Annotated in this window: 9 protein-coding genes and 1 pseudogene; 3 read left to right on the top strand and 7 right to left on the bottom strand. The window is 64.9% G+C overall.

Annotated features, from left to right (window positions below):
• Nucleotides 1-440 precede the first annotated feature (440 nt).
• The 7 genes and pseudogenes from H7694_RS17120 to mobF form a co-directional block, all read right to left on the bottom strand.
• Nucleotides 441-1,001: a hypothetical protein gene (locus H7694_RS17120; RefSeq protein ID WP_193599292.1), complete on the bottom strand. Its 561-nt coding sequence runs from the start codon at nucleotides 999-1,001 to the stop codon at nucleotides 441-443.
• Between the two features lie 271 nt (nucleotides 1,002-1,272).
• Nucleotides 1,273-2,682, bottom strand: a complete 1,410-nt coding sequence (locus H7694_RS17115) for an amidase (protein WP_193591308.1) — start codon at nucleotides 2,680-2,682, stop codon at nucleotides 1,273-1,275.
• Nucleotides 2,683-2,853: 171 nt separating this feature from the next.
• Nucleotides 2,854-3,030 (bottom strand): annotated as a pseudogene (locus H7694_RS17110) (IS256 family transposase); the annotation flags it as partial.
• Between the two features lie 12 nt (nucleotides 3,031-3,042).
• Nucleotides 3,043-4,104 carry an IS110 family transposase gene (locus H7694_RS17105; RefSeq protein WP_193599387.1) on the bottom strand — a complete coding sequence of 354 codons (1,062 nt, stop codon included), beginning with the start codon at nucleotides 4,102-4,104 and terminating at the stop codon, nucleotides 3,043-3,045.
• A gap of 79 nt (nucleotides 4,105-4,183) precedes the next feature.
• Complete coding sequence (locus tag H7694_RS17100; RefSeq protein WP_413782948.1) at nucleotides 4,184-5,410, bottom strand: IS256 family transposase; 1,227 nt, start codon at nucleotides 5,408-5,410, stop codon at nucleotides 4,184-4,186.
• Between the two features lie 349 nt (nucleotides 5,411-5,759).
• Nucleotides 5,760-6,596, bottom strand: a complete 837-nt coding sequence (locus H7694_RS17095; protein ID WP_193591307.1) for a hypothetical protein — start codon at nucleotides 6,594-6,596, stop codon at nucleotides 5,760-5,762.
• 112 nt (nucleotides 6,597-6,708) lie between these two features.
• Nucleotides 6,709-10,242 (bottom strand): MobF family relaxase, encoded by a 3,534-nt coding sequence (gene mobF / locus H7694_RS17090; RefSeq protein WP_319805284.1) that lies wholly within the window; start codon nucleotides 10,240-10,242, stop codon nucleotides 6,709-6,711.
• A 352-nt stretch (nucleotides 10,243-10,594) separates the two neighbouring features.
• On the opposite strand from mobF, the gene H7694_RS17085 reads away from it, so the two are divergent.
• From H7694_RS17085 to H7694_RS17075, 3 genes are read left to right on the top strand one after another with little or no spacing between them, the layout of a single operon-like run.
• Nucleotides 10,595-11,221, top strand: a complete 627-nt coding sequence (locus tag H7694_RS17085) for a hypothetical protein (RefSeq protein WP_193599414.1) — start codon at nucleotides 10,595-10,597, stop codon at nucleotides 11,219-11,221.
• Nucleotides 11,222-11,241: 20 nt separating this feature from the next.
• Nucleotides 11,242-12,165, top strand: a complete 924-nt coding sequence (locus H7694_RS17080) for a hypothetical protein (protein WP_227468416.1) — start codon at nucleotides 11,242-11,244, stop codon at nucleotides 12,163-12,165.
• A gap of 29 nt (nucleotides 12,166-12,194) precedes the next feature.
• Nucleotides 12,195-12,869, top strand: a complete 675-nt coding sequence (locus H7694_RS17075; protein ID WP_193599412.1) for an SAF domain-containing protein — start codon at nucleotides 12,195-12,197, stop codon at nucleotides 12,867-12,869.
• Nucleotides 12,870-12,873: the final 4 nt, after the last annotated feature.

Below are 12,873 nucleotides of genomic sequence, written 5' to 3'. Positions count from 1 at the left end.
GCCGCCGATACGCTCACCGTCAAAGCTAGCCGTCACGGCGTCCGAGGCGGATCCGCGTGCCTCAACATACACCTTCCCATGTGCTCTTCGCACAGCGTCTGGCCGGGTCAGCCCGAGACTGTTGACATAGTGTTCAACCGCGAATTCATAAAGCATCTCAATGCTGAAGTTCACTACCGACGTTACGATTTGGTGTTGGCAGCTAATGCCTCGTCGGGCACACGCTTGATGCCAGTGATAGACGATTCCGCTCCGAGGCGAGGGTGCGTCAAGCAGTGAACTTCGATGACCGTTCAGCCCGATTCCCACTGCTTCGTACGTGCTCGGCTCCCTGCCGAGAACGAGCAACCCACGAAGCACCGTCGCCGCCATTCGCACCTGCAACTCCCCGAACGGCGGCAATGAGCGCCGGACCGACTCGAGCAACAGTGGATTCATCCTCACGGCGGCCATTCTGGGCCATAGGCGTAGCACACCCATCCCGATACGGTGAACACCGTACCTTGAGTGACGGTTGCATACAGGGGTGTCCCGGATTCAACTATTGTCCGACTCGCGGACCACTGAGACTGACCCCAGGGTGGGAATCCTCCCAGATCGTAGTATCCGGCTCCATAGACGGTGTCGACGAAGACCTCCCAAGTATGGCTGACTGGCAATCCGTAGGTGCTCGACTTAATGCTGTAGCCGGTGAGGAACGTCTTGTTAGCAGTGCTCACATAAATGTATGACGACCCACAGTTTCCCGCCACCGAACCGAACGGCGAAATGCTCTCGTTGGCGACGACCGCTTCACCGCCACTGGACGCCTTGGGGCCAGAGTAGGGAGCATCGGCCGGAGTTCCAACCGGGACGGAGTACAGCAGTCCGCTGTCATCAGCTCGCAGTTCGTAACCGTTTGCAGCTGCCACATCAGCATCAAGCGCAACCGCAACGAGTGGAAAACTGAGCGTCTCGACCTCGACTTCAGTGGTGGCATTGGCTGGGGTTCCGCCTAACACGAATACTCCAGCCAGAAGTACCGCAGCGAGCGATGCGGCAGTTCGAATTCTCAGCGCTGAGCGCTGGTAGCCCCCTGGAATTCTCATAGCGACTTCGTATACCCACTTCTCGCAACATGTCAAGCGCGCGACGTGCCTCCGAGGGGCCTTGGCCCTCGATGGTGAACACGGTGTCGGTTCGGTTAGGCCGCTTCCGCGGCCCGAGCCGCTTGCGGAAAGACATGGCAAGCTCGGGCATCGCGTGACGGCTGCGGCGGAGCCGATCGTCGGTCTAACCAGCGTTGATGAACGGCGAGACGGGGCGGGTTGCTCCCACAGCGGCCTCGATGACCTCAGCGACTTGCATCGCTTGATCGTCGTGGAAGGCCGCAGCGATGCATTGGACACCAACAGGCATACCCTTTGCGAGGCCCCCGAAGGTCACAGCCGCCGGAAGACCTAGAACGTTGGCAGGCACGACCGGCCCACAGTTATCCACAGTGTCCGCAACCGACTTCAAGTCCCAGTCGTGCTCGAACGCGACATCAAGCCACGTGGGCGCGATAATCACCGGGTACTCTTGGAAAAAGTCGTTCCAGACCCTGCTCATCCGACGACGCCGCACAAACAGGTCGATGTACCCGGGAAGGTCAAGCGGGCCCGCGTGGTCGAGGAAGCCGCGCAGGAACTGGCGTCCCGCAGGGCCCATCGCTTCGGTTATGTGATCCTGAAGAACATTGACTTCGGTCATCAGGAAGTCGAGCCAAATCTGCCTCGTCTCTAAATACTCGGGAGCATCGATCTCGTCGACTTCGTAGCCAGCCGCGGCCACCGCCTCCCCTGCCTTGCGAACCACAGAGGACACCTCTGGGTCTGTTGGTGCTCCAGGAGGCGCCGCCATGACGGCGACTTTGAACGGCTGGTTGGAATCGGCGCGGTACAGCGGAACGTCAACCGAGTAGGGGTCGCGTGGGTGAGCACCGCTCATGATCTCCATGCCCAGCCGAACGTCCGCCACCTGACGCGCCATGGGGCCGTGCACCAACATCATTTGGAAGGAGAGCGGGCCGTCAGGCGGCAGGATTGAGTCCGCCCACGGAATACGGCCGGGGGTGGGCTTCAGAGTCGAGATGCCGCAGCAATGCGCAGGATTCCGCAGAGAACCAACGAGATCATTCCCGACTCCCAGCGCCGACATGCCAGATGCGAGGGCGGCGCCCTCGCCGCCTGACGATCCGCCAGCCGTGCGCCCCGGATGCCATGGGTTTCTCGTGAGTCCATGCAGCGTGCTGTCGGTCGTCATGCGCATGCCCATGTCCGACATGTTCGTTCGACCGACAACTATGGCGCCTTCCCCCAAGAGTCGATCCACTAGAGGCGTGTTCATAGGCGGGTAGAAGTCTTTGAAAGCGGGTACGGCGTCCGAGGTCGCCGAACCGACGAGGTCAATATTCACCTTGAGGGTGATCGGGACGCCATGAAGTCTGCCCAGCTGGTCTGGCTCCGTTCGAGTCTTCTCATCAGCGATGCGGGCAGACTGCCGGGCATCATCCGCCAGCACGACGGCAATGGCGTTGAGCTCCGGATTCACGTCCTCGATCCGCTGAAGATGTGCTTCTACGACCTCGGTCGCTGAGACGACTTTGGAGCGAACCAATCCGGCAAGCTCGGTAGCACTCTTTGACCACAACTGATCTGACATGACTTCCCCTTGGGTGGCGTTACGACTCAACTGACGATCGTCCGTCGATGGCTCTACGCTAGGTCTCCGCAGCTTCCTCGTCTGTGGTTTCAACGCACATGATCTCCACCACCACAGTGCACGGTGCACTGGTCAAGTCCCTGGAAGTGGTGTAACGGCTGATCCTTCGCTTTATGCGCTGAGCGCGATGAAGGTGTCGGCGACCACCTCGCTTTCGGTGTCGGGCAGGACGCGCATGCGGGAGCGGGCCAGAACGTCCAGCCCGAGGTAGCGGCGCCCCTCGGCCCACTCGTCGGTCTGCTCGGCCAGGACGCCGCCGACCAGGCGGATGATCGCGTCGCGGTTGGGGCGCCGCTATCGTCAAGCAGCTGCACCAATTTGGTGGTCGTCGCCTTTTTGGAGGTCGAGGATAAGCGCTCGGTAGACGATGTTCGCGAGGTGCCGTTTGAGGCAACGGCGAGCCTCCGCGCTGGTCTTTCCCTCGGCCCGCTTCTTGGCGAGATAGTCGCGAGCTGGTGGGTGCCAACGTGCTTGAACCATCGCGATCGTGAACAGCGCGCGGTTCAGCTGCCGATTCCCGCCGCGTGCGAGACGGTGACGATGTGTGTTGCCGCTGGAGGCCGGAATCGGTGCGACGCCAGCGTGCGCGGCGAATGCCGCGGCTGACGCGTAGTGGCGCGGGTCGCGAGCTTCGCCGAGGATCTTCGCGGCGACGAGAGGACCAACTCCCGGAATCGCGAGCAGGTGCGTTGGCTGGCGACGTGCAAGTTCCGCGTCGATCTCCGTAACCAGCTCAGCTTGCTCGTCTCGCAGCGCGTTCAACCTCCGCACTGCTGCCAGCGCGAGCTTGGCGCGCATCGGGTCCGTCTTCCGCGCCTTCAGCGCAAGACTCCGGGCTCGTCCGAACGCCGGGCGCGAGATCAACGGGCCAGTCACGGCCTGGTAGCCCGGAGACATCACGAGCAGCAGTGCGTGGAGACGGTTGCGGACACGGACTTCCTCGCTGACCAGCTGGTCTCGTGCGTCGACGAGGAGCTTGAGGTCGGCGTCGAGATGCGTCGCGTCCATGGCAGGGAGATCGGGTTCGCGCAGCGCGATGCGTGCGATCGCGACAGCGTCCCCTTCGTCGTCTTTGCCCGGCCGGCGGGAGCGTTTCCGTTCGTCGGCTGTGAGGTTCGATGAAACGTCAACAACGGTGTGACCCGCGGCGACCAGCAGCCGCGCAAGCGGCAGCCCATAGCCTTTCGTGCCTTCGATCGCGACGATGTCTGCGCCGGTCTGATCGACCCAATCTACGAGTTCATGAAGCTGCTGCGGGGCGGCTCCGCTCTCGTGCTTGTCGACGCAACGGCCGTGGTGATCGACGGCGGCAGCGACGTGAACGCGGCTGTGTGGGTCGATCCCGATTACGAGGGGTGTCATGGTGTTCTCCCGATCCGTAGGGTTGAGGCCGGGTGGCGTTGGACACTCCTGTCGTCCGGTCAATCACGCCGCTATCAGGTCACGCGGCCACCCGTTGAGGTGTCGAGGAGACTGGCCCTAACGGGGTCAGACCCGTCGCAACCGGGTCGACAGAAAGATTCCGGGTCATCCTTGACACCTCAACGAGCCTCCCAGCGGTGCTGATCGCTCCGCCAGTGTCAAGAGAAACACACAGGAAGATGCCGACGGAGTCGGTGCGGCGGCGGATCTCGCGGTTGAGGCGCTCGTTGGGATTGTTCGACCAGATTTGGGACCACACGTCTTTGGGGAACTCGGTGAAGGCCAGGATGTCGGCCCTGGCGGTATCGAGGTGCTCGGCGACCGCGGGCAGCTTCTCGGTCACGTAATCCAGGGTGCGGTCGAACTGGGCGTGCACGTCGGAGGCGGTGGGCTGGTCATAAACGGAGTGCAGCATCGCCTTCACCGCCGGCCACATGCTCTTCGGGCTCACGCTCATCAGGTTCGCCGCGTAGTGGGTGCGGCAACGCTGCCAGGTCGCGCCGGGCAGGTTCGCGGCAATCGCGTCCTTCAAACCGGCATGCGCGTCACTGGTGACCAGCTGCACGCCGGTGAGGCCGCGGGCGACGAGGTCTGCGAAGAACGCATTCCACGCCGACCCGGTCTCAGCTGTCGCGGTTTGCAGGCCGAGCACTTCGCGGCGGCCGTCACCGTTGACGCCAGTGGCGATCAGCACGACCGTGTTCACCACCCGGCCACCCTCACGAACCTTCATCGTCAGAGCGTCGGCGGCGACGAACGTGAACGGGCCCGCCTCAGCCAAAGAGCGGTGCCGGAACTGGTTCACGTGCTCGTCGAGCTCGGCAGCCATCCGGGACACCTGCGACTTCGACAGGGCGTGAATGCCGAGGGTCTTCACCAGCTTGTCCATCCGCCGCGTGCTGACGCCTGCGAGGTAGCAGTCGGCGATCACGGTGATCAAGGCCGCCTCGGAGCGCTTGCGACGCTCCAGAAGCCACTCCGGGAAATACGTGCCCGATCGCAGTTTCGGGATCGCGACATCGATCGTGCCAGCCCTGGTGTCGAGATCGCGGTGGCGGTAGCCGTTGCGGTGGGTGAGGCGGTCAGGGGACGGCTGTCCCCATTCGGCGCCGACCACGGCGTCGGCGTCGGCGGACAGGAGGGCGTTGATCATCGTTTGCAGCAGGTGTCGCATCAAATCCGGGGAAGCGTCGGCAAGGGCTTCACCGAGCACCGTTGCAGGGTCGACAATGTGGGGAGCGGTCATCGTGTTGATGCCTTTCGAGTTGGGGTAAGAGACTTCTCGAAGGATCACACGGTGACCGCGTTCACGTCAGCAACGACGTGCGCGACCACCGTGGGTTACACCACTATGCGGGGCTCCGCTGGTGCACTCTCTGCAGGCTCCCCGGCGCCGCTCCTCGTCGGTCGAGTCACACCGCGTGGCACTGGTCTCCCGCTGGGTCGGACGGCCTGACCTGCACGTCGCGAACACTGTTGCACCCGGTCCCTCAGTCCGCCTTGTCAAATCGAAACATTTCTGCTTTCTCATCGCGGTCTAGACCGTATGGGGTGACCGCTCAGACTCGCTGAGTGGTTGCGGGCCGGGGCCTTACTCACACATGTTCGTGGGTTACCGAGCAGGGGCCACCTGCTCGGCCTATCCGACAGTTGTGACTCCTGTAAGGACGCGACTCAGTCAGCATCACCGTCAGACCGGGCGTGGTCTCCACCGCTCGGAGAAACAACTGCACGAGGGATCCGCTGTAGGAGTCGTACAACACCTTGTCGCCAGGCTTAATCATCGAGGCGGCGTGGTCCGCGATCGAGGCTATGGCTCGCTCGGAGTCTGCGATGAAGGTACGCATCCGAGCCAGGACTGCCCCGCGGGGGTCCTCCGACGAAAGGCTAGCCTCGAGCGCAGCGAAGGCGACCGTGCGCATGCTGGTAATCGAGGGCTTGGTGCTGATCAGCCACTCGGTGGTCCGGGAGACCACTACGGCGACCTCCTCATCCGGCTGCCCCTCCAGGCTGAGAGCGACCACCTCTGCCGCTGCCCGGCCGTATGCGCTGCCCCCAGCCACCGCGTTGTGGGCGATGGCCGTCCGCAGCTCGGTCAACCTGTCCATCAGGCACCCCCGCCGGGCCGATACCGAGAAACTGCTTAATTTCAGGGTCAACCACCGAACGGGAATCAAGACACCCGCGGTGGCAAACTTGATTCCGTTCCAGGCGCACAGCATTACCAGCAGGTAGGCCGGGCCACCCCTTTCGACGAGGGTGGCGCAGATACTCAGCGCCAACAGGTAGGACAGCGTCGCGATCAGGCAGACCGGCATCGCCCACTCGAGCCCCAGCGGGCCGCGCATCCGGTCCACCGCGCGGTTGGTAGGCATGTAGAAACGTAGGTAGCCGCAGAGCTCGGCGCTCAGGTTCCAGCGCAGGCTGAACATAAGGACCCCCTTTGAGAGCGTTCATCCCTTCATACGCCGCAAGTTCGACCACGCGGCTGTCGCGTGCCTTGCGCTGTGGAGAAGTCCCCGACGGGGGTCGTAGAGACGCCGCTCAGACGATGGGTTGTCGGTACAGGTCCATGCTTCTTCTGCCCTCGTTAGAAAGTGCATCCTTCTGATCGGCTATTGCCCGAGCTCGGCGTATCGCCTTTCGTGCCCGGACGGCGTCGAGTTTCTGCGCGGCGGTTCGCGGCGCTCCGAGAGCGCGTCGCCCGTCCACTCGGTATCGGTCGCGGAAGGCAGCCACAGCGCTGACCTCGTTGAGCCAGCGGCTACGGGCTGCGTCCGTTGTAGGTGGCGTGCCCAGGCGTTTGAGCCAGGGCTCCTTGGCCTCTACCGCGTTGGCGGTCAATGCCTTCGCCCGCGACTCCATAAGTGACTGTCGCTCGGTGAGTGCGGTCATCATCTCGGGACACATCGGGCCCTCGGCCACGGGGATCAACCCGGCGATGTGGCTAGGTTCTGCGCGACGCCTCCCACGTTTGGGCCGCGCTGCCTTCTTGAGTCGGCTGATCAGCACGGCTCCCGCGTCGTCAGCATCTTCGAGCGATCGGCGTGCGACGAGCGCCGGCAGGAGTCGGTCGACGTCGTGTCCATTCGCTTCGGCACGTCGCAGCTCGGCAGTGAGCGGACCGAACGAGTCGGATCCGGTCACCGAGTCGATCTGCTCGTCGGTCAACCCGCAGGCCTTTACCAGGCTGATCCAGCGGTCCCGCTGGGCAACGGCAGCGATGGTCTCGTACTCCGCCGCGAGTTGCGCGATGGATGACCACTGTTCCTGCTCCTCAACGATCATCCGGTGGGCGGACGGTTCCGCCCCGGAGTGTTTGAGCACGCCGTACAACACGGTGCGTGCGTTGACCTCCTCAGGCTCTGGCGGGGCGTGGCCCTCATCGGGCTTGTCCAGAGCGACGTACGCGATGTTCGCCTCCCTGCCCCGTGTCATGGAGACGTACAGGCTCTCGCGGGTGGCCGTGCATGAGACGACGACGTGCGAGGTGTCGACGGTGAGGCCCTGGGCGCGGTGGGCCGTCACGGCGTACCCTAGGTCGACGTGCTTGGCGACGTACGCCGCTGGCAGGGTCACGGTTGAGCCCGAGACCGCGCCGAGACGCAGAACGGTCATCGAGCCGTCACCGCCCACATTTGTGACGCGCCAGCGGTCTCCGTTGTGGACCCATCCGCCATACACGGTCGAGAGACGACGGTCGTTGCTGCGGGTGATGACAAGATCACCCATTGACGCACGCGTACCGTCACCAAGATTGGCCTCGGTGCTTCCTGCTGGATCGCCCCCGGCGATGCGGTCGGCGCGGGCTCGTGTGTTGAGGTCCTTCACCGTCTCGGTCGCATCTGCCACGAGGATCGCGGTGCGACCGGCCCGTATGTCATCGCTCCAGGCGAGGTAGGCGGCGTCCATCATCGCGTCGGTTGTGCCCTCGCGGACCCGGTCGTGTTGGACGTACGTGCCGATGACCTCGGTGCGGCCCAAGCGCAGGTCGAGCGAGGCGGCTTTTTCCCACTCGTTGGTGAAGCGGTGGACCTCGGTGAGCTCGGGGGTGTCGGGGCGGGCGGAGGCCAGGAGTGTGAACGCGCCTCCTGCCTCGACTGACTGGAGTTGCGCCCAGTCCCCAACCAACAGCACCTTCGCGCCGGCTTCGGCTGTGAGGGCGACCAGTCGGTCGAGAGCCAAGGTGCCGGCCAGCGTGGCTTCGTCGATGATCACGAGGTGCCCCTTCCGGACCTGCGCCCGTCCGCGGTCGTAGTCGTGGAGCCACTTGGCGGTGTTCTCGCACCGGATGCCGAGGTCTTCGGCGAGCACTTGAGCCGCGATAGCGCTAGGTGCGAGGCCGACAACGCTGTCCTTTCCGTGCACCGTCGTCCAAGCTGTCTTCAGGGCGTGCATGGCGGTGGTCTTGCCTGCACCGGCAGGACCGACGAGACAATCGATCTGCCGCCCGGACACAGCAATCCGCGCTAGCGTGTCGACCTGCTCAGCGCTCAACAGGTGTTGCTTGCGTCCCACGCGCTCGACGACATGCAGGCCGACCGACGGGGCGGTGAGGTCGGTCGAGTGGGCCAGCAACCGGTCCTCGGCGGCGAGCAACTCCTCAGACGTAAAGACCACCGAGTGCCGTGGCCGAAACACCGTGCTGCCGTCCTCTCGCCGGAAGACCTCGGGGCTGGTGGCCAGCTCGGGCGGAGTCAGAGACAGCGACTCCTGTTTCGCAGCATCGACGACCAAGCCGACCACGGCCTCGCGGTCCTTCACACTCGCGAAGCGCCACCCCATCGTCTGCCGCGATGCCTCGGCCCAGAGATTCCAGTGCCGCCACGTCGAACGCTTCTCACTCACTGCTCCGACAACCGAGACCCCTACCTGGGCGACGACATGGAGCGAGATGTCGTCGGCCCGAAGGGTGGGGCGGGCGACCGGACCCGCTGTGCTTCTGCGTGCCCAATCGACGGCCTCCGCCCCGAGGATCGTCTGGACCCGTTCCCGCCATTCGGTTGTGAGGTCGAAGAGCGACCGGATGACCTTCTCAGGGCGCGTGGTTAGCGTCGCTTTCGCTCGCAGCTCGATGATCCGTGTCGTGGAGGGGCGGCGCCCGTGGCGGGCGACGTACTCCTCGATCAGGCGGTTGGTCTCTTGATCGATCATTCGGGAGCGACTGGAAAACTCCCGGATGAGCGATTCCGGGACGGGCTCCAGCTCCCACGCCGTGTTGTGGTTGTTGCCTCTGTCGCGCTGCTCCCACTCGATACCGAAGGTGCGGGTCATGCGGTCAGCGAGTACCGCGTTGTAGTGCGCAGACATGGCGACGACAGCTGCATGGAGCGGTCGTCCGTCCAGGCTGCGCCAGCGCCCGTCCTCCGCGGTCTTGACCTTGTTGGAGATGACGACGTGCGTGTGGAGCTGCGGGTCACCGAGCCGGGAGTCCCAATGGTCGTACGCCGTTGCGACGATCCCGACGATGTCAGCTTGCGCCACGGCGCCGTCGCCAGCATCGACACCGCGACGGGTCGTGGCGACCTCGCGCTCCAGGAAGGCGACCGTTTCGCCGAGCGCCTGGTGGTGAGCCTCGCGGATACATGCCTGGGTTCCCGTGTCCGCGACGCCCCAGAGTACTGAGACCGACTTGGGAACGCTGAATGTGAAGTCGAAGCCCGCGACGGCACGTCGAGTGCCGGTCTCCACCTCCTCGTGCGCGATCGAGGCCGCCGCCTCGAGCCGCTGTTCGTCGCTGAGGTCGCCAGGCAACTTGGATACCCGAGCCGCGACCCGAGCCCTCACCCCGTCGTATTCCGGAAACGCCCGCCCCAGCGGTTCGCCGGTCACCGGATCCCGACCTGTGCCGAGCAGCAGTGCGAGCTGCTCTGGCATCACCTCATCCCCTCGTTTGATCGCACCGTTGCCGAGTGCGTGGAGCCCCGAGCCGATCCATCGGCCGGGTGGCGTGCCCTCCTGGGTGTAGTACCTCGTGAGCGCGGTCGTTCCGCCCATGTCGCCATCCCCGCGGACCACGCTCTTGAGCAGGTAGTCATAGCCCCTGCCCGACGACATCACGCGCATCGAGACCGTCACCCACGCTCACCTCCTCGGCGTGCAGGTGCGGAATCTGTTCCACAGGACAGCCGACCGGCCGTTTGTCCACAGGCCGCAGGCCCACAGAGCCCACCTCGTTCTGCAAACGGTGTATGTCGAGAAGTACGACCTTCAGGGCGAGGACGGGCGAAGGGACGTGGGCCGGCGGCCGCACCTGGAGGAGAGAGCCAGCAGATCAATCGGAGCGAGGAGGGAAAATCATGGGAGACAGTTGCGTGGGACGGGTACGCAGTGCCTCAATTGGTTCTGGCGGAGTTCTATCCGGGAGCCACAAAGTTCTCCGCCGGTTCCTTCTCGGGGCGCCCCCGCGAGGGAAGTCAGGAACTCGGCGATGACGACCTCACGCGAAGCACACGCACTCGCGACTGCAGCACTCCTGCTGGCCGCGGTGACTGCGTGCGCCGACGACGAGCCGGCCCCACCCGCAAGTGACCCGCCGAGCACAGCCGACCCTGTCTCACCGCCGGCGACCTCGGCGACGACGCCTACGACCACCAGCGAGGCAGCCGCTGCCGACGCGTCGGCACTGGTGCGGTCCTTCTATGCCGTTCGCGACGAGCTCCGCACGGACCCGGCGGTGAAGCTCACCAAGCTCCGCAGCGTCGCCATCGGCGGGGAGCTCTCCGCTCAACGGACCTTGTTCGCCCGAGAGCGCGAACAAGGCCAGCACCAGACCGGCGACACGAAGATCGCCGAGCTCACGGTTGAGGGAGTCGTACTGGACAACTCTGATCCCGAAGGCGGTCGGGTACCCACGGTCCAGGTCGACGTTTGCTACGACGTCGGGGGCGTCGACATCCTCGACAGCAATGGCACGTCGGTTGTCAGCGATGAACGACCCGACACCGGGTGGATTCGCTACCTGGTCTCCAACTACAACTTTGAGGCGGACCCGAGCGGTTCGTGGCGTGTCGCCTCCAGCCAGAATCTCGAGCGCCCGCCATGCGATCGTGCATAGCGCGAGTCCTGATTCTCGCCATGGTCATGGCACCTCTGCTGCTGCTTGCCCCGGCTCCGGTCTTCGCGGACACCGAGTGCCAGGTCAATGACCCGCAAACCGGTGTCTGCCTCGTCTGGGTGCACGTGCCTGGAACTCCCAGCACCCCCGGTGAAGAAGGTGATGACGTTCCGGTGGAGACGGGCGGCGGGGAGTCGTGCGTGTGGGATGGCACGGCTCTCGGTATCACGCAGCCCCCGCCGGGGCCGGTGCCGTGTTCGTCGGATGCGGGCTACTGGTCCAATGGCTTGAACTGCTACGTCCAGCTGGCGACGCCAGTGCCACCCGCTGGAGACCCCGCGTGGCAGGGGCACGAACCAGGCGACGGCGCCGTCTATCACTGCTATCAACCGCAGACCGGGATCTTGATCTACCTCTGGTCGCAGGATCCGCCGCCCGACTCAGGCACCACGCCGACGCCTGGCGAGGTCGCTCGACTCGCGATCGAGGACATGCAGCTCAAGGCGATCAACATCGGTCTTGCCCCCGAACCCGGCCCGGACAGTGTTGGCCTGGTCGGGATGCCAGTCTGGATGTGGGCTGCGGGCCCCGACGATCACACGTTCGGGCCGATCACAGCGAGTGCCTCGGCCGGCGGGATCACGATCACAGCCACGGCCAGGGTTCACAGGGTCACGTGGGACATGGGCGATGGCACTGAGGTGGTGTGTCGTAACGCAGGAACTCCGTACAAGCCGGAGTACGGCATGCAGCAGTCGCCCACCTGTGGCCATGTCTATGCGACGTCGAGCTCCCGAGAGCAGGACGGCAAGTTCACGGTCACTGCGAACTCGGACTGGGTCGTGGAGTGGACAGGGGCTGGGCAGTCGGGAGTGATCCGCCTGAATGGACTACGGCGATCGGTCGCGATCGCGGTCGGGGAAGCGCAGGTGCTCGTGCAGTAGCGGGCACCGCGACCGGAGAGGTATCGAACATGACCAGCACCACCACGAGGAACGGTAGGAGCGTCGAGAGCGGGTCGACACCGCCCTCCCCTCCACTGGTACCGCCTCCCAAGCTCCGACGTCGGCCAGCCTTGGTGGCGGGTGCTGTCGCCGCGATCTGTCTCGGGGCACTGCTCGCCGCTTGGGCGTGGACGTCGACCACGAACACGCAGGAGGTCCTGGTCGCGCGGTCCACCATCGAGCGCGGCTCACTGATCACGGAAGACGACCTCGCGCGGGTCCGGATCAGCGCTGATCCAGCCCTCTCCCCCGTGGCTGCCTCCGCGTTCGACGACCTTGTCGGGAAGCGGGCCGCGCTCGACATCGCTGAGGGCGGGCTGATCACGGCTGGGGCCACCACTACGGAGACGGTTCCCGAGGACGGGGCATCGATCGTCGGGGTTGCCCTCTCGCCAGCCCAGTCACCGGGAATGGCGCTGCAGGCCGGAGACCGGGTCCGGCTCGTGGTCACCCCACCCCCCGGTGGTGAGCAGTCGTCGGGACCTCCGGCGTTCAACGATGCCGAGGTCGTGGAGGTCAACTACGACTCCGAGAGCGGCGTCTTGGTCGTCGACGTACTGGTCCCGCATGCCGACGCCACCGTGCTCGCCGCACGCGCCGCCACCGGCAACGTCGCGCTCATCCTTGATTCCCGGGACAGGTGAGGTC

This window comes from Microbacterium sp. YJN-G, assembly GCF_015040615.1.
Taxonomy (GTDB): domain Bacteria; phylum Actinomycetota; class Actinomycetes; order Actinomycetales; family Microbacteriaceae; genus Microbacterium.
The sequence above is the reverse complement of the archived record's forward strand: the minus strand, read 5'-3'. Positions and strand labels throughout refer to the sequence as shown.